Below are 18,359 nucleotides of genomic sequence, written 5' to 3'. Positions count from 1 at the left end.
ATCCTAATTAACATTTAATATGCGACATATTCGTCGCATTAAATAAAAAGCTCACTTCGGTGAGTTTTTTTGTATATGATATTCGCTATATGATAGTCATATTGATGACATAACGGCTACCATCTTTACATAAAGGCATAATACCAATCATAGTAAGTAACTGATCTATTTTACTTGTTAAAACAACTTATTTTTTCGTTGTAAGTTTCGTATAGGGAACAACCATTTACATCAACTTACGCCTCAAACTAAGCCATTTTTCCGGCGCAAAATTTAGATCAGTTATTTAATACAATTGGTATAATCTATCAGAGAAGGAAGTTAACATTGAGCCAATTAAGCGTGAGTACCAAGGCAAGTAAACAGGGCGTATTTGCCATTTTATTTGCCTCATTACTGTGGGGCACAACAGGAACAGCTGCTTCCTACGCATCTACTATTAGCCCTTTAGCCATTGGATCTTTCACCATGGGGATTGGTGGATTATTGTTGGCTATTAACGGCGCTAAACATATTCGCTTAGACATGAAAAAGCTGAGCGAGTCTCGCTATACTTTATTGATTGGCGCCATTGCATTAGCTATTTATCCATTAGCTTTTTATAGTTCGATGCGGTTATCTGGTGTAGCTATCGGGACTGTGGTCTCAATTGCTAGTGCGCCGTTTTTTGTTGCGATTATTGAGCGCCTTTTTAGCAAAGAAAATAATATTGATGGCTATTGGTTAATTAGCTTGTTGATTGGGGCTATTGGTATTGCATTGTTAGCGACCTCAGAAACAGGTGTGTCGAGCAATGAGATTGAAGCAAGCAGTAAATATCTAGGTGTTGTATTAGGCTTGGTTGCTGGTTTCACCTATGCATTATATTCATGGGCGGCTAAAGCCTTAATCAATCGTGGCGTGAGCTCTAAATCCGCTGTTGGCAGTATATTTGGGTTAGGTGGCTTATTGTTAGTGCCGGTGTTTTTGTTAAACACTGATACTCATAGTATTTCGTCAGTCAATACCATCGTACTGTTTTATATTGCCATTATTCCCATGTTTATCGGTTACCTATGTTTTGGTTTTGGCTTAAAAACCATTCATGCTAGTAAAGCCACGTTATTAACCCTTTTTGAGCCTGCCGTTGCCGCCTTATTTGCGGTATTTATCGTTGGGGAATCAATTTCATTATTAGGTTGGTTTGGATTGTTTTTGATTATGGTCTGTTTGTTATTACAGTCATCGAGGCATTAACGTCCTTATTAAATTGCATTTGAATGTATAAAACTGAGCCATGCTGAGCTTTATACCTTATAAATAAGTAATTGTAAGGATGAGTTTAATTAGATTTTTCTAACAACACACATTGAATAAACTCCCAACGTATATCCACACCATAAATTAACATGTCTTCATCAAAGTCAAAGTCAGGATGATGCTGCACAACAAAAGTAGATGAGCCAAGGCATAAATAACTCGCAGAGCCTTTATTGTTATTTACTTGGTTCATTAAGAACGGGGCATCTTTAATAATATCATTGGTAGGGTTATCAGAAGTAAATTTACCAGTATTGATTCGTGTAATACCATCGCGATGTTGAGAAATACTATGCAGATTAGTCACCGCCATACAAGCAGCCAAAAGGGCATTGTTACCTTTTTCAGGACTAATAGCTGCATGTGCATTTTTACCTTTAAAGGATACTTTTAAACTTTGTAAACTTTGTAAACTTTGTAAACTAAGAAACGCAAGTCCGCATACCACTTTACGTATATCAATGATACCAATATGTAATGGAACGAGATAATCAAGTTGTTTGAAAATATCGAATTTTGAAAAAACTTCTCCTCCTGAAGGCCCTTCTTCAGAAGGTTGAAATACAAGAATAAATTCACCTGATAGTTGCTCTCGGTTTTCTGCTATTTGCTTAGTTAAAGCGAGACCAATAGCAGTATGGCTAGCATGACCACAAGCATGCATATTTGGGTTTTTCGATGTAAAGTTTTATGGTGGCAATACTCAACAGTGATTTGTGTTGTTAATTAACCATTATCGTTGAGTGAATATTTATTTTAATGCCTACGCTGAGTATGCTGTTCCGATTGAGGGGAAAAATTGTTCCGAAAACTTATTGCAGGAATTGCTTTATCAAAAAAAATTAGAAAGACTGTGCTCCTGAAGATGTTCAATAAGAGTAAAAAATATGAGTTTATGTGCTGAAGTTGCTATTTTTAAAGTCACCAAACACAATATCCCTGAGGTTATGCGTGTAAGTCTATTAATCTTTCAAGAGATTAACCGCCATGGTCAGTTGATTTCATCCTATGATATTTTGCAAAGTACTGCTCGTGAAGATGAAGTGTGTTGGCAACTGACTTGGACAAGTGAAGAAGCTGTAAAGCAAGCCGCTGAACTTTGGCATGACTTGCCAAGTCGTGAAGCATTAGAGGCTTTGGTGGGAGAAAAGCTTTATTACGGGCATTTCACTAGTATGCTGAAAGGGTTAACAGATAGTTCTGATACCTTGATGAAATTATAGGTTATCAGCCTCTAAAGCTTCGGCTATTCTCGCTTGTTTATTACTGTGGATCACCGCTGTTAATGCCACCGTTGAAGAAAGTAGCATGATCAATACAACGGGTTGTAAATAACCCATACTAATAAATGCTGCAAAAGCACTTACTATTGCGCCCATCGCACATTGGAAAGCCCCTAACACCGCAGAAGCTGTACCTGCATTCTTAGCAAAATACTTTAAGAAACACGCATTACAGTTTGCCATTATTCCTCCATTTGCACTGATCATAAGCATAAAACCTATTACGGTAAGGATTAAGTTATCAGGTGCAAACCAACTAGCCACTACTAATAAAATACCACCTGAAAATTGCATGGTTAAAAAGCACCTTGCTAATGTTGAAGGTTCAAAGCGATTTAATAGTAGGGTGTTGAGTCGGTTAATGAAGATTAATCCACCAATGTTTAATGCAAAAAGCTGAGTAAAAGTGGTGGTGCTAACGTTATAAATAGATAAATAGATCATGGCTGAATTAGCTACAAAGCTCATCATCACCGCGAAGGCAAAAGCTTGAGCTATCATATAACCTATGCCTTGCTTGTGTTTAAATACTTCAATAAACTTTATACCTTTGTTACGTTCAATGGTGATTGCTAATAGTTTTTTTTGCTTCTTAGATTGATGAGGAACAAACATTTTAGCCATTAACATGGCCACACATGAGAACCCAGCAGTAAAGTAGAAAATCCAGTGCCAAGGCTGTAATGAAAGAATTAAATTACCTATGGTTGGCGCAATAGAAGGGGCGATCATCATAATCAATGAGACTAAGGCAAATAACTTGGCCGCTTCTTTTCCATCGGCATTATCACGAATCGTAGCTGGTACGCCAACAATGGCGATACCACCGCCAATGGCTTGCATTAAACGCCACCCCCACAACCAACCAATATGATGGCTGGTGGTGAGTAGTAGGCTTGCCGATGCAAAGATACTTAAGCCTAGTAACATGATTGGCAAACGGCCATGTTTGTCTGAAAGGGGGCCGCCAATTAATTGGCCGATGGCTAATCCTAAAATATATAAACTGACTGTTACCGATAGTAATGAAATATCCACTTGCATCTCATTAGCGATTAATGGAATAGCCGGCAAGTAACTGTCGATAGCAAAAGGGGAGATAGCATAGATAGATGACAATGTAATAATTAATCGTTTACTGACTTTATTAGGCTGTGCTGTTGTCATCTTGACCTCTAATTTATATTTTCAGAGGATGATAAGGGGCTTTTAGATGGCAGGCAAGGTTTGTTGTATAAAGATCAGAAATTTATCAAATAATTAAACCTAAAAGTAAGTGAATTCAATAATATAATATTTATATTCCATCGTAATTAGGAGCTTAAACTGAGCGATAAATCTGATTCAAACAGGTTGAATAAATTAGGTTTAAACATTTTTTGTTGATGTAAAATAATCAGGTAACTACAAAACTTAGGTAACTATGATATAAATGACTATTCACTTAGTTTTCGGTCACTTAGTTTTCGGGTTTATATATGTATTCTACTTTGCAGCAATATTTTGGTTTCGATCAGTTTAGACTTGGACAAGAGCCTGTCATTCAAGCTTTGATAGAGGGGCATAGCGCTGCAGCTATTTTTCCTACGGGCTCAGGCAAAAGCCTGTGTTATCAATTGCCCGCATTACATTTACCGCATTTAACCTTAGTTGTTTCTCCTTTGTTAGCCTTGATTCAAGATCAATTAGATTTTTTACAAAGCAAAGGGATTCAAGCAGCGAGCATACAGTCGATGCAAACTGCCGCAGAAGCTGCTGACGTTTATAAACGCGTTAGTGAAGGTCAGATAAAGATTTTGTTTATCTCTGTGGAACGTCTGAACAGTGAACGTTTCAGAACGTTTTTACAGAAGGTGCCTATCTCATTAATGGTGGTTGATGAAGCGCATTGTATTAGTGAGTGGGGGCATAACTTTAGACCTGATTACTTAAAACTAGCTACGTACAGAGAGCAGTTCTCCATTAAACAAGTGTTATTACTGACAGCGACGGCCACCGATAAAGTGATCCAGGATATGGCCCATAAATTTCGTATTAATCCTGAACATATTACTTTAACGGGGTCCTACCGTTCGAATTTAAATCTGTCTGTGTTAGGTGTTGATGAGCAGAATAAATTGCCTTCATTAATACCTTGGTTACATAACAAATCAGGGCAGGCGGGTGTTATTTACGTTACTTTGCAAAAAACCGCTGAGCAAGTCGCTAATGCGTTAAGTGACGCTGGTATAAAGGCAACCGCTTATCATGCGGGGTTAGGCAATGAACAAAGGCAACACATTCAACAGCAATTTATGAGTGGTCAGCTACCGTTAATTGTCGCTACTATTGCCTTTGGAATGGGCATTGATAAAAGCGATATTCGCTTCGTGGTGCATTATGATTTACCTAAGTCGATTGAAAACTATGCGCAGGAGATTGGGCGTACAGGACGTGATGGTAAAACAGCAGAGTGTCTAGTATTAGCTAATAAAAATAACCTTAATGTATTAGAAAACTTTGTTCATGCAGATACCCCAGAAGCCAGTGCGGTAGCGTTTATTATTGCAGAGATAAACAAAACTGTATCGCAATGGGAAGTGGTGATGAACAGTTTATCCACTCAATCCAATATTCGTTTATTAGCATTAAAAACATTATTGGTTTATCTCGAATTAGAAGGTGTGATCGAGCCTGCTTATAGCTTTTACGCGGAATACAAATATAAACTATTAGTGCCCGAGGTGGAGTTAGTGGGGCGTTTTCACGGAGAACGGGCTCAGTTTGTACAAACTATTTTAGCTACATCGGATAAAGCACGTACCTGGCATTCATTAAATTTAGAGCGGTTACAATCTAAGGTACAATGTGAGCGAAGTAGAGTATTAACCGCTTTAGACTATCTTGATCAACAAGGGCTCATTGAACTGCAAACAAAACAGATGACCCAGGTTTATAAAGTTGATAAAACTAATATTACAAGAGAGTTAGGTGAGCAGTTAATCAATCGATTTTTACAAAAAGAGCAGAGTGAGATTCAACGTATCCATCACCTGTTAGACTTTTTTGCGAGTGATGCCTGTTTAAATTGGCAATTAGCCTATTATTTTTCTGATCATCGTTTACAAACTCATTGTGGTCATTGCTCTGTCTGTGCAGGGCAACCTGCTGTAATGCCACCGGTACCGGATTTACCACCATTACAGGAGTATGACCGAGTACAGCTAACTCAGCCGATTGCAGCTAAGTTAGGTGAACACGATAGCTATATATTAAGAGCACGGTTTTTCTGTGGATTAACCACGCCAATATTTACCCGCTTAAAAGTGCGTCAATTAACGGGTTTTGCTCAGTTCGAAAACTATCGATTTGCAGATGTGCTGGAATGGGTAAGGGCTGATAATACATAACAGCGAGACTTTTAATGAATGACTATTTTTACCTAATACGAGAGGAATTTATATGTACAAACTGATTGCCCTAGATATTGATGGCACATTAATGACACCGGACAAGAAAATTACCACTGAAAATAAAGCGGCTATCGATGCCGCTCGCGCTATAGGTGTGCGTGTTGTATTAGTTTCTGGACGTCCAACGAGTGGTATGAGGGGGGCATTAGAAGAGTTAGGCATGACGAGCAATGATGATTATGTATTAAGCTTTAATGCTTCTGTCGTGCAACAGGTAAAAAGTGGTGAGATTATTCGTAGCCAAATTTTAACCGGTAAAGATGCCAAACAAGTTGCTAAATTAGCCGATTTGATGGGGCTAAACGTGCATGCCTTTTGTGCTAAACGAGGTTTGGTCACACCAGCACATAATGAATATACCGATTTAGAGTCTCGTACTAATGGTGAATTAATTACCTTATTTGATTTTAATGAATTCGCCGATGACGACGCTATTCTAAAAGTGATGATCATTGATCAACCAGAAAAATTATCAGCGGCGATTGAGAAGTTACCTGCTGAACTATACGAGCAGTTTACTATTTTAAAAAGCGCACCTTTCTTTTTAGAGTTTTTGAACAAAGAGAGTAATAAAGGGATTGGTGTTAAAGCCCTAGCCGATTACTTCTCAATTCCTGCTGAGCAAGTGATGTGTGTGGGTGATGCTGGCAATGATTACCATATGATCAAGTATGCTGGTATGGGAGTGGCGATGGGCAATGCCACTGACGATATTAAAGAGATCGCTGACTATATAACATTATCTAATACTGAAAGTGGTGTGGCAAAAGCAATTCAAAAATTTGTATTAGACGTTTAAGGTTTATTGACTTGTGGTAAAGCATTAATCGCTGTTATTAGCCAATAGTGAGTGAGGATAAATGAAGTTTTTAGTATTTTTAGGCTCGGTGCGCGATAGCACACCACCTAGACCGGCTAGGTTAGGTGAACGGGTTGCTAAGTCTTGTATGGCCTGCCTACAAAGCCGTTATAGTGACCATGAATTTGAACTAGTGGATGTTATCGATTACCCAATGGATACCGTGTTCAAGCCGCATTTTTCCTATGCCAAAAGCCATGTGCCTGCTGATTTAGATTCTTTAGCCAATAAGGTTCAACAGAGTGATGGTTATATCATGGTCAGTCCTGAATATAACCATTCAATGAGCCCTGCGTTAAGTCATTTGTTGAACCACTTTGGTAGCTCTTTATTTTCCTATAAACCCAGTGCCATTGTGACCTATTCTGCAGGGCAATGGGGTGGTATGCGTGCGGCCGTTGGTATGCGTACTTTCTTATCGGAATTAGGTTGTTTATCTGTTTCATCAATGATCCATGTGCCCAAAGCTCAAGAGGTGTTGACGGACGATGGTTCGATGCAGGAAACACAAGATAAAAACACCTGGTTTAATTACTTTGCACAAACCTTTAATCAACTTATATGGTGGGCGGAAGCAACTCATCAACAACGTCAGCTAGTTGATCCTTTAAGTATGGGGCGAACCTTTAAGCGTTCACCTACAGAAAGAGATGCACCATAAAAAGAGTGTTAAAATAAAATAGTATTGTCAGTTAGTGCAATATCGATTTTTTCTATAAGTACTTCTATTTATAATGCATATATCAATAAGAAATTCGAGAAACCATAAGGGAAGTAAGTGATGGAACTCTTTAATGTTGACCAAAAAGTGGTTGATTTTACCCGTGTTTATCTCGCGGTTTTTTATTCTTTTGTGGCTTTATTCTATACTGCTCGCATTATCATAAAGCACAAAAAATCAGAAACTAACTCAGTGGTTTTTCCAGGGCAACGCTTTTGTAATACTTGGTGGAACCACATGACTTTTAGAGTGTTTAGAGCAGCTATTTGGCTGGTTTGTTTGGCTCGTTTAGTATTTGTAGAGTTTGATAATTATTTAGGTCTTTTTTCATGGTTGAATAATGGATTGGTGATTGTTCTAGGTGATCTGTTATTAACACTAGGTTTTGTCTCTACTATTTTTATCCATTTATCCTTAGGTAAAGATTGGCGAACAGGTATTGATCCGAGTGGCCCTATGCACCTTAAAACAACGGGTATTTATGGTTATTCCCGACATCCAATGTTCGTGAGTATTATGCTTTCGCAACTGGGTTTTTTCTTTGCCTTGCCTTCATTATTTTCATTTGTTTGTTTAGTTATCGGTGTGGTCGCTTTATACCGTCAAAGTGTTGCTGAAGAAACACATTTAACATCCATATTTCCAACTGAATATCCTACTTATCAAGCACAAGTCTCTAAATGGTTATAGTGTGTGCTTTTGCAGATAAAAATCATTTGTTTATGCAAGCTAGCTCATAGTTTTGATTTGGTTACTGATGGGAATTGGTGATAACTTAGAGGCCATAACTGACAAATTAACCCCTTTATAATACCAATTATATTAAATAAGTGATCTAAATTTTGCGTAGGAAAAATGACTTAGCTTAAGGCGTAAATTGAGCCTATTGATGATTAACTTCGTTCATTCTTTAATAGCTGTTCCCTTTACGATATTTACAACGAAGAAATAAGTTATTTTAACAAGTAAAATAGAGCAATTAATTAGTTTGATTGGTATAACAACCACATTAGGAATTGATATGAAACTAGAATCATTAGCTTTACACCATGGTTATGAGTCTGAAGCAACGACTAAGTCCGCTGCAGTGCCTATTTACCATACCTCTTCATATACCTTTGATGATACCCAACATGGCGCAGATCTGTTTGACCTAAAAGTTCCAGGCAACATCTATACACGTATTATGAATCCAACCAATGCAGTCCTTGAACAACGTATTGCTGCGATGGAAGGTGGGGTAGGTGCTTTAGCAGTGGCTTCTGGTATGGCAGCAATCACTTATGCTATTCAATGCTTGTGTGAAATAGGGACTAATATTGTTAGCACTAGTCAGGTGTATGGAGGCACTTATAATTTCTTTGCTCATACTCTGCCGCGACAAGGCGTAGAGGCGCGTATGATTAAAGCCGATGACTTTTCTGCTTTTGAAGCGGCGATTGACGATCAAACCCGCGCGGTATTCTGTGAGTCTATTGGTAACCCTGCAGGTAATATCGTTGATATTAAAAAACTGGCTGAAATCGCACATAACAAAGGTGTCCCGTTAATTGTTGATAATACAGTGGCAACCCCTTATTTATGTCGTCCATTTGAGCTAGGTGCAGATATAGTTGTGCACTCATTAACTAAATATATTAATGGTCATGGCACAGCAATTGGTGGCATGATTGTTGACTCAGGTAAGTTTGATTGGAAAGCAAATGCAACACGTTTTGCAATGCTCAATGAACCTGATCCTTCTTACCATAATGTTGTTTACACTGAAGCTTTTGCTGAAGCTGCTTATATTGGCCGTTGTCGTGTTGTCCCATTACGAAATACAGGTGCTGCATTAGCGCCTAAAAATGCCTCTGACATTCTTATTGGCTTAGAAACATTAGGGTTAAGAATGGAGCGTCATTGTGAAAATGCATTAAAATTAGCAGAGTATTTAGAGCAGCACCCAAAAGTATCCTGGGTTAATTATGCAGGCTTAACATCAAGCCCTTACTTCGAAACTTGCCAAGAGATCACTTCAGGTAAAGCATCTGGTATTTTAAGCTTTGGGATTGCTGGTGGACTTGAAGCGGGCACGCGATTTATTGATGCATTAAACATGGTATTACGTTTAGTGAATATTGGTGATGCTAAATCATTAGCTTGTCACCCAGCATCTACTACACACCGCCAATTAAATGATCAAGAGTTAGCCAGTGCTGGTGTTAGCAGAGATTTAATTCGTCTTTCAGTGGGGATTGAGAGTATTGAAGATATTATCGCAGACGTTAGCCAAGCGTTAGATAAAGCATAAGCACAGTAAATAAGCAGCGCCAATTGCCGACTTGAAATGTGGTTAATTGGCGCTTTGGTTATTCTGTCAAGGCAGGTAATGTCACCGCGTATAAATCACCGCTACGATTAGTGATGTACAAGGTATTCATCTCTTTACCACCTAAAGCACAGTTGGTGGTGCGTATTGTATTGGGCAAGGTTATTTTCCCCCAGCGCTGTCCTGTTGCTGAAAACACTTCAATCCCAGTACGAGTCGCAACATATAAATTACCTTTTTTATCAATGCTCATCCCATCGGCATTTTGTGCATAAACAAATTCACGCTCATTAAGTAGCATTCCCTTTGAATCAACGTCATAAGCTAAAATTGGCCCAGATTTATCATCTGAAATTGCCACATATAAGATGTTTTGTTGTGCATTAAAAATGATGCCATTGGGTTTCACGTCTAAGGGCATTTTTTTGATTAAGTTAATTTTTCCACTTGGGTAGCGAACATAAATTCCATTGAAACCTAAGTCAGAGGTTTTTCCTCTTAATCCAAATGGTGGATCAGTAAAGAACACGCTACCGTCTTTAAATACTGCAATATCATTGGGCGAGTTAAACTTTTTAGAGGCTGCATCAACTTCAAAGCGGCTAATAAAAGGCACGACCTCTGAACTACTAAGATCCATACGCGATATGATTCTAGTTTTTTGTTCTGCTGCGAGTAAAAAACCTTGGTTATCTAATGCTAGACCGTTTGAGGCATTACTGGGGTTGCGTAAAACCGACAAAGTGTTTGTTGAAGTTTCTAACGCATAAATGGTGTCACCAGGAATATCACTGAAGATCAACGAGTTAGATTTTTTATGCCAAACAGGGCCTTCTGTAGAGATAAACCCACTGGCCACTACTTTCACTTCTCCGATGTTCTGTAATGGGTTTTCATTGGCTTGTGTTTGGGTGCTTTGTTGTGCCTGCGAAGCAGTTAATGTAATGCTCAAGGTTAATAAACTTAAGGTGATCCATTTTATAGGGCTAACAATCGACATGATTAATTCCTTTATCATTTATCTATGATTATTTTATAAAAAGTTTATTGGGATTTTGTATCATATAAGTGAGTAGATAGCGACGTTTGTCTTAACCGTAAACGATTCAATCCCTTTAATTTACAGACCTAGTTTACTGTTAAGAGTTCACAAAGAGTTTGCATTGTTTGTTAACCCATTAGCAAGTATGCTCATGATAATTTAATGACTTCAAATAAAGTGAATTCTCAAAAATAGTGGGGTTGTTAATTTGCTTAAGCATCTGTTGGCTAGGTAAACAGTCATCATCAACATAATCAACAAAGTCGCCGGAAGAGTCAAAAACCAAGGTGTCGAAGGCTAATCTATCTTGACCATATAAGCCGCGGTGGATCATATCTGCGGAAAACACTAATAAATCACCCACGTTCAATGGAATTTTTTTACCTGTTGAGAGTTCATCACTGCTGAACTTGCGTTTTCTTGCTAAGCGTACATCCAACTCTTCTTGGGTATCCCAACGAGTATGTGATCCTGGTACTAACTCCATACCGGGTTCATCAAACAATGGAACACGAAAATGCACTACCTGCGTTTCTTTAATGGCTTGTTGTTGCCCCGCAAGATCATGATCGTATTGGCAATCGCGATGCCAAAAATTCTCCTGCTCTTTAGTACATGGATTAAAAAACAGTTGAGTATTCATAAAGGCAGGTTTATGAGGAATAATCGCTTCGATTATCTGGCTCATTTTAGGCGAGCTGATAAAATTAAACAGCTGTAATCGCTCAGTGTTTGCTAGATATTGTGTGCCGGTAATTAAAGATGAGTTAAATGCTTCCCTTTGATAGAAATAGAGATTATCTTTTTGCCAGTTCTCATGAAACAGTAATACAGCTTGCTTTAATTGGATTAGCTCATCTGCGTTGAAATAATCTTTTAATACAAAGTAACCCTGTTGGTCATAAGTTACTTTTAAATCATTTAACGTACCGTTCATATTACTGCGTACACCTTAAGTCTATGTTGAGCGGGAATAGTTGAGCGCGAATAATAGCGGAATCAACAATAAAGCTTAATCATTATCTTGCTGTTTAATCAAACTCGCTAATTCAATAATACCTTGCTCTCTTTCAGATGCTGTTTTTTCACTAAAGTTAAGGCGCATACAATGCCTAAATTTTCCTGTTGCAGAAAAGAGTGTGCCTGGTGCGATACTGACGTTGCTTGTTTTACTTTGAGCATATACTTTAACTGTGTCGTAGCGTTTATCGAGCTCAACCCAAAGTATATAACCACCTTGAGGAAAGCTAATTCGGGTGTCTGCTGGGAAATGCTGTTTAATGCATTGAATTAAATGATCTCGACCTTGTTTATATAACAATCGAACTTTACGTGTATGGCGTGCATAACCGCCAGATTGAATAAAGTCGGCTATCGCTAACTGCGGTAAGGTAGGGCACATGGAGCTACTTACATATTTAATGTGAGTCACTTTGTCGCGATAACGGCCTGGGGCAATCCAACCAACTCGTATGCCAGGAGCGACACTTTTAGAAAAAGAGCTACATAATAATACGCGGCCATCTTCATCAAAAGATTTAATGGTTTTAGGGCGTGGTGATTGGTAACTGATATCACCATAGATATCATCTTCAATAATACTAATATCATAACTCTGCGCCAGTTGATAAAGGCGCTTTTTGTCAGCGACGGACATGCTATAGCCCATTGGGTTATTAACCGTAGGAGTGACTAATATGGCTTTAATCGGCCATTGCTCTAGGGCTAATTCTAATGCTTCTAAGCTCAAACCGTTTTCAGAATTAGTTGGTATTTCAATGGCTTTTAAATTTGCTGCTTTAATGGCCTGCATTGATCCGTAAAAACTAGGTGATTCAACGGCAACAATATCTGATGGTTCTGTCACCGCACGTAAACAAACAGATAGGGCTTCTTGGCAACCTGATGTGATCACTAAATCATCGGGATGAAGTACACACCCAGAATAAGTTGCAAGTTCTACTATCTGTTCTCGTAATGCTAATGTTCCTTTTATATCGCAGTAGGGCAAACTTAATTCTGCTTGTTGGCGCATTAACCAGGACATTTTCTTGAGTAATGGTGATAGGCTAGGAACTTTCATATTGGGCATTGCATGTTGAAGTTGTACTTTCTTTTTATCCTCTTTCGCTAACAGTACTTCTAAAACATCTTGCCATTGCGATACTTCAATAGGGCGCTGTGCGGGTCTTGAGGTAAAAGGTAAGCTCGGTGATTCCATTTTATGTGCAACGAAGTAGCCTGATTTAGGGCGTGCCTCTATCAAGCCTTCCATCTCTAATTGATGGTAGGACTGTTGTACAGTGGAAATACTCACTTCAAACTCTGTCACTAACTGACGAATGGAAGGTAACTTGTCTCCTTCTACAAATAACCCTGTCTGTATATTTTCACGTAATGTATTGGCAATTTTTTCGTATAGCTTGAGTGCCGTCTCCATTGTTTACCTCCTTGAAAGCAAGTCTATTTTGCCTTAGTGACTGTATACTAGATTAAAAGCGTATAACTTAACCATACAGAAGCGACAACTTTTAAGCATACAGAGTGCATTTTTATTGAGCTGTATTGATAAAATAACATTTTTTGCATCTGTATTGAGTTTTCTAGTTATTTACAATCATTAGGTATTCAAAAAGTTGAATTAATAAATGAGATGATAAGTATCAGGAGGCGCGATGCAGTATTTAAGTAGGTTATTAATATTTTGTAGGCAGTATCAAACACGACAGCAATTAAACCATCTACCACGGTCTGTGATCAAAGATATTGGTAAATCACATTATCAAATTGATAAAGAGTTGAGTAAAAACAGTATTAAACATATTGTTTGCAAAGGGGTTAACACACTATTTCTGTTTATCACTGGGAGGTTGTAATATGGATATCTCTTCATTATTAGCTATTTCATTGTTTGCTTTTGTAATGTCTGTAACGCCAGGGCCAAATAATATTATGTTGTTAGCCTCGGGGGCGCAGTTTGGTTATCAAAAAACCTTACCCCATGTGTTTGGCATTATTGTTGGGATAGCATGTTTGTTAACGTCTATCTTGCTAGGATTAGGTGCGGTACTTGAGAGCTTTCCTTCCTTCTACGACATTTTAAAAGTATTAGGCAGTGTGTATCTGTTTTGGTTAGCGTGGAAAATAACTACTGCTTCTACAGAAGGTGCTGCAATAGGCACGAAATCAGAAAAAAATAAACCTATGTCATTTATAGGCGCGGCTGGTTTTCAATTTGTAAACCCTAAAGCTTGGGCAATGGGTATAGGCAGTATCAGCACCTTTACTTTAACAGGTGATCAGTACTTTGTTTCTGGTTTATGGATCATGTTGTGTTTTGCAGTAAATGGCTTTGTGGCTATTAGCCTTTGGGCTTACTTAGGGGTTGGTATCGCACAATGGTTAACTACTACTAAACGTAAACAGCGTTTTAATTACACCATGGGGGCAATGACGGTAGGTACATTATTTTTTATATTAAATTAGCAAACGAGAGGTTGTTTACAACCTCTTCATTTAAATGACATTAAATAGGTGTAATGGCTATTGTTTATATTTATGTAAAGTTGCTGGTGGGATATGACAATAATCATCCGGATAGTGTTGTAATCTATCTTGATGTTCCTCAGCACTTTTAATGTAATTACTTAAAGGTAATATTTCTACGGCTATTTTAACACTATCTTCACGGCTGTTAATAAACTGTTTGGCAATAACTAGGTGTTCTGCTTGTTTAGAGTAAATACCTGTTCGATACTTTTCGCCTTCATCGATACCTTGTTTGTTGATACTATAAGGATCGATGATCTCAAAGTAACGAGTAATTAGCATGTCTAATGAAATAATGCTTGGGTCAAAATGGGTTTTCACACATTCGGTATAACCATCATAATCGCCATCCAATGTCTGCGTTGTGCCATTGGCTCGACCTACTTCAGTAAAAATCACCCCGGGTAGGTGTCTTAGGTATTCTTGCACTCCCCATAAGCATCCGCCAGCTAGATAAATCTCTTGCACTGTATATCCTATTGTTCATTGGTTACCTTGTAGTAAGAAGTCTAAATAAATCACGGTAAATTTACTATTCGTTTTTAAAGACTCGACACTGACAATTTTTACTAATAGCGGTTATTTGTATCTTGTATTGACCAACGCGAATTATTTCTATTGAAAAGCGTAGTATAAAGAGAGATTATCCATGCATAACTAATGGTTATTAATAAAATAGAGCAAATTGAATGTTTTAGTGCTTAATCCAATAAATGTAAAATACTGCATGAATTGTGAACAATTTTGTTAAATTTCAGTTCGCTACTGATAATGATAATCATATGGGGTTGTTTTAGTCTCATTTTATTGAATTATATCGTTTTATCTGCGAGTTGAGTTGCTATCTATTTTTTATGTTTATAGTATATAATGTTACGTATGTTAAATTATTGTTATTATTAGAGGTATAAATGAGCCTGTATTTAGATTACTTAAATGAAATAGAAGACCGTAAAGTTCAAGGATTACATCCATTACCAATTGATAAAGGTGAGCTATTAGCTGAAATCATCGAGCAAATCAAAGATACTGGTAACGAACATCACAAAGACTCTCTACACTTCTTCATCTATAACACATTGCCTGGCACAACCAGTGCTGCGGGTGTTAAATCTCAATTTTTAAAAGACATTATCCTAGGTAAATCAGTGGTTGCTGAAATCACGCCTGAATTTGCTTTTGAACTGCTTTCTCACATGAAAGGTGGTCCATCAGTTGAAGTATTATTAGATTTAGCTTTATCTGATGATGCATCTGTTGCTAAACCAGCTGCAGAAGTATTAAAAACACAAGTCTTCTTATATGAAGCGGATACTGAACGTCTTGAAGTTGCCTTTAAAGAAGGTAATGAAATCGCTAAAGATATTCTTGAAAGTTATGCTCGCGCAGACTTCTTTACTAAATTACCTGACATTCCAGAAACTATCGATGTTGTGACTTATATTGCTGCAGAGGGTGATATCTCTACGGATTTACTATCTCCAGGTAACCAAGCTCACTCTCGCTCTGACCGTGAACTACACGGTAAATGTATGATTTCTCCAGAAGCGCAAGATGAAATTCAAGCGTTGCAAAAACAGTACCCTGGCAAAAAAGTGATGTTAATCGCTGAGAAAGGTACTATGGGTGTAGGTTCATCTCGTATGTCAGGTGTAAATAACGTTGCACTTTGGGCTGGTGAACAAGCAAGTCCTTATATCCCATTTGTTAACTTTGCACCTGTTGTTGCTGGTACTAATGGTATTTCACCTATCTTCTTAACAACCGTTGGTGTAACTGGCGGTATTGGTTTAGACCTTAAAAACTGGGTTAAGAAAGTAGATACAGATGGTAAAACTGTTTTAAATGACAATGGTGATCCAGTACTAGAGCAAAAATACTCTGTTGAAACGGGTACAGTATTAACCATTAATACTAAAGAGAAAAAACTATATAACGGCGATAAAGAGTTAGCTGATGTTTCTTCTGCATTTTCTCCACAAGCAGTTGAGTTCATGAAAGCAGGTGGTTCTTACGCGATTGTATTTGGTAAAAAACTACAAACATTTGCTGCAGAAACATTAGGTGTTCCACTAGAGCTAGTCTATGCACCATCAAAAGAGATTGCACATGAAGGTCAAGGCTTAACAGCCGTTGAAAAAATCTTCAACAAAAACGCAGTAGGTGTAATGTCTGAAGCAGCACTTCATGCGGGTTCTGATGTACGTGTTCAAGTTAATATCGTTGGTTCGCAAGATACAACGGGTCTAATGACTTCTCAAGAACTAGAGTCAATGGCTGCAACAGTTATCTCTCCAATTGTTGATGGTGCTTACCAATCAGGTTGTCATACGGCATCGGTTTGGGATGCTAAAGCACAAGCTAATATTCCTAAACTAATGCAGTTTATGAACAAGTTTGGTTTGATTACAGCGCGTGATCCAAAAGGTGTTTATCGCCCAATGACTGACGTTATTCATAAAGTATTGAATGATATTACAGTAGATGACTGGGCTATCATCATCGGTGGTGACTCACATACGCGTATGTCTAAAGGTGTCGCATTTGGTGCCGATTCAGGTACTGTTGGTCTAGCATTAGCAACGGGTGAGGCAACAATGCCAATTCCTGAGTCAGTTAAAGTAACCTTTAAAGGTGATTTAAAAGACCACATGGATTTTCGTGATGTAGTACATGCAACACAAGCACAAATGTTAAAACAGTTTGGCGATAATGTTTTCCAAGGCCGTGTAATTGAAGTACATATCGGTACCTTATTATCTGACCAAGCATTTACCTTTACCGATTGGACTGCGGAAATGAAAGCAAAAGCGTCTATCTGTATCTCTCAAAATGAGACACTAATAGAGTCGCTAGAAATTTCGAAAAGCCGTATTCAAATCATGATTGATAAAGGTATGGATAACGAAGCACAAACACTGAAAGGTCTGATTGCGATTGCTGATAAACGTATCAGTGAGATCAAATCTGGTGATAAGCCTGCTTTATCTCCAGATAACAATGCAAAATACTTTGCTGAGTTAGTGGTTGACCTTGACCAAGTTGTTGAGCCAATGATTGCTGACCCTGATGTTAATAATGAAGATGTTTCTAAGCGTTACACCCACGATACTATTCGCCCAATCTCTTACTACAAAGGTGAGAAACAGGTTGATTTAGGATTTGTTGGTTCTTGCATGGTTCATAAAGGCGATATGAAAATCATCTCGCAAATGTTAAGAAACCTTGAAGACCAAAACGGTCAAATCCAATTTAAAGCACCGCTAGTTATTGCGCCACCAACATACAACATTGTTGATGAGTTAAAAGCGGAAGGTGATTGGGAACTGTTGAAAAAATACGCAGGTTTTGAGTTTAACGATGACACACCTAAAGAAGCTGCTCGTACTAAATATGAAAACATCATGTATTTAGAACGTCCTGGTTGTAACCTATGTATGGGTAACCAAGAGAAAGCTGAAAAAGGTGACACGGTAATGGCGACATCAACGCGTTTATTCCAAGGTCGTGTTGTAGAAGATACTGAAGGTAAAAAAGGTGAGTCACTATTATCATCAACACCTGTGGTAGTTCTTTCAACAATTCTAGGTCGTACACCAACAATGGAAGAGTACAAAAATGCAGTGAAAGGCATCAAGCTAACTGACTTTGCTCCACCATTAGATGAAATGACTAGTGAGCCAGTTGAGTTTATTCCGGTAAGTAACGTTTAAATAACACACTACTCAGTTATTAATTTTAAAAGAGCTGCGCCTGAAAAGGGCAGCTCTTTTTTGTTAGTAAAAAAGTATAAATAGCAGGAAAGTAAAAATTAAAAGAAGTCTTTATACCAATCATAGTAAG

The 18,359-nt window shown here is 38.0% G+C and carries 14 protein-coding genes and 1 pseudogene; 9 read left to right on the top strand and 6 right to left on the bottom strand.

The features are described from left to right. Positions 1-327 precede the first annotated feature (327 nt). Positions 328-1,236 (top strand): DMT family transporter, encoded by a 909-nt coding sequence (locus DS885_RS06970; RefSeq protein ID WP_113818715.1) that lies wholly within the window; start codon positions 328-330, stop codon positions 1,234-1,236. Positions 1,237-1,321: 85 nt separating this feature from the next. Here DS885_RS06970 and DS885_RS06965 read toward each other — a convergent pair. Then, a pseudogene (locus DS885_RS06965) lies at positions 1,322-1,972 on the bottom strand (M20/M25/M40 family metallo-hydrolase); the annotation flags it as partial. A gap of 214 nt (positions 1,973-2,186) precedes the next feature. On the opposite strand from DS885_RS06965, the gene DS885_RS06960 reads away from it, so the two are divergent. After that, on the top strand, positions 2,187-2,522 hold the full coding sequence (locus tag DS885_RS06960) for a hypothetical protein (protein ID WP_113818713.1): 336 nt from the start codon (positions 2,187-2,189) through the stop codon (positions 2,520-2,522). Here DS885_RS06960 and DS885_RS06955 read toward each other — a convergent pair. Next, complete coding sequence (locus DS885_RS06955; RefSeq protein ID WP_113818712.1) at positions 2,517-3,749, bottom strand: multidrug effflux MFS transporter; 1,233 nt, start codon at positions 3,747-3,749, stop codon at positions 2,517-2,519. The two genes, DS885_RS06960 and DS885_RS06955, sit on opposite strands and share 6 nt — an antisense overlap. 311 nt (positions 3,750-4,060) lie before the next feature. Here DS885_RS06955 and DS885_RS06950 point away from each other — a divergent pair, with 311 nt between their 5' ends. The 5 genes from DS885_RS06950 (at position 4,061) to DS885_RS06930 (ending at position 9,907) form a co-directional block, all read left to right on the top strand. After that, complete coding sequence (locus DS885_RS06950) at positions 4,061-5,971, top strand: RecQ family ATP-dependent DNA helicase (protein ID WP_113818711.1); 1,911 nt, start codon at positions 4,061-4,063, stop codon at positions 5,969-5,971. Between the two features lie 52 nt (positions 5,972-6,023). Further along, the gene (locus tag DS885_RS06945; protein ID WP_113818710.1) at positions 6,024-6,833 is read left to right on the top strand and encodes a Cof-type HAD-IIB family hydrolase; all 810 of its coding nucleotides are present in this window, start codon (positions 6,024-6,026) and stop codon (positions 6,831-6,833) included. 61 nt (positions 6,834-6,894) lie between these two features. Further along, positions 6,895-7,554, top strand: a complete 660-nt coding sequence (locus DS885_RS06940; RefSeq protein ID WP_113818709.1) for an NADPH-dependent FMN reductase — start codon at positions 6,895-6,897, stop codon at positions 7,552-7,554. 120 nt (positions 7,555-7,674) lie between these two features. Next, the gene (locus DS885_RS06935; RefSeq protein WP_113818708.1) at positions 7,675-8,304 is read left to right on the top strand and encodes a methyltransferase family protein; all 630 of its coding nucleotides are present in this window, start codon (positions 7,675-7,677) and stop codon (positions 8,302-8,304) included. A 331-nt stretch (positions 8,305-8,635) separates the two neighbouring features. Beyond that, positions 8,636-9,907, top strand: coding sequence for an O-acetylhomoserine aminocarboxypropyltransferase/cysteine synthase family protein (locus tag DS885_RS06930; RefSeq protein WP_113818707.1), 1,272 nt, complete (start codon positions 8,636-8,638; stop codon positions 9,905-9,907). Positions 9,908-9,965: 58 nt separating this feature from the next. On the opposite strand, the gene DS885_RS06925 is transcribed toward DS885_RS06930, so the two are convergent. The 3 genes from DS885_RS06925 to DS885_RS06915 form a co-directional block, all read right to left on the bottom strand. Next, positions 9,966-10,925: an SMP-30/gluconolactonase/LRE family protein gene (locus tag DS885_RS06925; RefSeq protein WP_181817717.1), complete on the bottom strand. Its 960-nt coding sequence runs from the start codon at positions 10,923-10,925 to the stop codon at positions 9,966-9,968. A gap of 178 nt (positions 10,926-11,103) precedes the next feature. Then, a complete protein-coding gene (locus DS885_RS06920) occupies positions 11,104-11,904 on the bottom strand; it encodes a phytanoyl-CoA dioxygenase family protein (RefSeq protein WP_113818705.1) in 801 nt (266 codons plus the stop codon). A 75-nt stretch (positions 11,905-11,979) separates the two neighbouring features. Continuing rightward, positions 11,980-13,407, bottom strand: a complete 1,428-nt coding sequence (locus tag DS885_RS06915; protein WP_113818704.1) for an aminotransferase-like domain-containing protein — start codon at positions 13,405-13,407, stop codon at positions 11,980-11,982. A 437-nt stretch (positions 13,408-13,844) separates the two neighbouring features. On the opposite strand from DS885_RS06915, the gene DS885_RS06905 reads away from it, so the two are divergent. Continuing rightward, complete coding sequence (locus DS885_RS06905; RefSeq protein ID WP_113818702.1) at positions 13,845-14,453, top strand: LysE family translocator; 609 nt, start codon at positions 13,845-13,847, stop codon at positions 14,451-14,453. A 57-nt stretch (positions 14,454-14,510) separates the two neighbouring features. Here DS885_RS06905 and DS885_RS06900 read toward each other — a convergent pair whose 3' ends face one another. Continuing rightward, on the bottom strand, positions 14,511-14,984 hold the full coding sequence (locus tag DS885_RS06900) for a peptide-methionine (S)-S-oxide reductase (RefSeq protein WP_113818701.1): 474 nt from the start codon (positions 14,982-14,984) through the stop codon (positions 14,511-14,513). A gap of 443 nt (positions 14,985-15,427) precedes the next feature. Between DS885_RS06900 and DS885_RS06895 the strand changes: the two genes are divergently transcribed. After that, positions 15,428-18,229: a bifunctional aconitate hydratase 2/2-methylisocitrate dehydratase gene (locus tag DS885_RS06895; RefSeq protein ID WP_113818700.1), complete on the top strand. Its 2,802-nt coding sequence runs from the start codon at positions 15,428-15,430 to the stop codon at positions 18,227-18,229. Positions 18,230-18,359: the final 130 nt, after the last annotated feature.

Origin of the sequence: Psychromonas sp. B3M02, from assembly GCF_003318165.1 — a bacterium.
GTDB lineage: Bacteria > Pseudomonadota > Gammaproteobacteria > Enterobacterales > Psychromonadaceae > Psychromonas.
The sequence above is the reverse complement of the archived record's forward strand: the minus strand, read 5'-3'. Positions and strand labels throughout refer to the sequence as shown.

What these genes read in the sequence shown, in the direction of transcription:
- DS885_RS06960 (WP_113818713.1), top strand. Translation starts at nt 2,187, where the DNA reads ATGAGTTTATGTGCTGAAGTTGCTATTTTTAAAGTCACCAAACACAAT.
- DS885_RS06955 (WP_113818712.1), bottom strand. Translation starts at nt 3,749, where the DNA reads ATGACAACAGCACAGCCTAATAAAGTCAGTAAACGATTAATTATTACA.
- DS885_RS06950 (WP_113818711.1), top strand. Translation starts at nt 4,061, where the DNA reads ATGTATTCTACTTTGCAGCAATATTTTGGTTTCGATCAGTTTAGACTT.
- DS885_RS06945 (WP_113818710.1), top strand. Translation starts at nt 6,024, where the DNA reads ATGTACAAACTGATTGCCCTAGATATTGATGGCACATTAATGACACCG.
- DS885_RS06940 (WP_113818709.1), top strand. Translation starts at nt 6,895, where the DNA reads ATGAAGTTTTTAGTATTTTTAGGCTCGGTGCGCGATAGCACACCACCT.
- DS885_RS06935 (WP_113818708.1), top strand. Translation starts at nt 7,675, where the DNA reads ATGGAACTCTTTAATGTTGACCAAAAAGTGGTTGATTTTACCCGTGTT.
- DS885_RS06930 (WP_113818707.1), top strand. Translation starts at nt 8,636, where the DNA reads ATGAAACTAGAATCATTAGCTTTACACCATGGTTATGAGTCTGAAGCA.
- DS885_RS06925 (WP_181817717.1), bottom strand. Translation starts at nt 10,925, where the DNA reads ATGTCGATTGTTAGCCCTATAAAATGGATCACCTTAAGTTTATTAACC.
- DS885_RS06920 (WP_113818705.1), bottom strand. Translation starts at nt 11,904, where the DNA reads ATGAACGGTACGTTAAATGATTTAAAAGTAACTTATGACCAACAGGGT.
- DS885_RS06915 (WP_113818704.1), bottom strand. Translation starts at nt 13,407, where the DNA reads ATGGAGACGGCACTCAAGCTATACGAAAAAATTGCCAATACATTACGT.
- DS885_RS06905 (WP_113818702.1), top strand. Translation starts at nt 13,845, where the DNA reads ATGGATATCTCTTCATTATTAGCTATTTCATTGTTTGCTTTTGTAATG.
- DS885_RS06895 (WP_113818700.1), top strand. Translation starts at nt 15,428, where the DNA reads ATGAGCCTGTATTTAGATTACTTAAATGAAATAGAAGACCGTAAAGTT.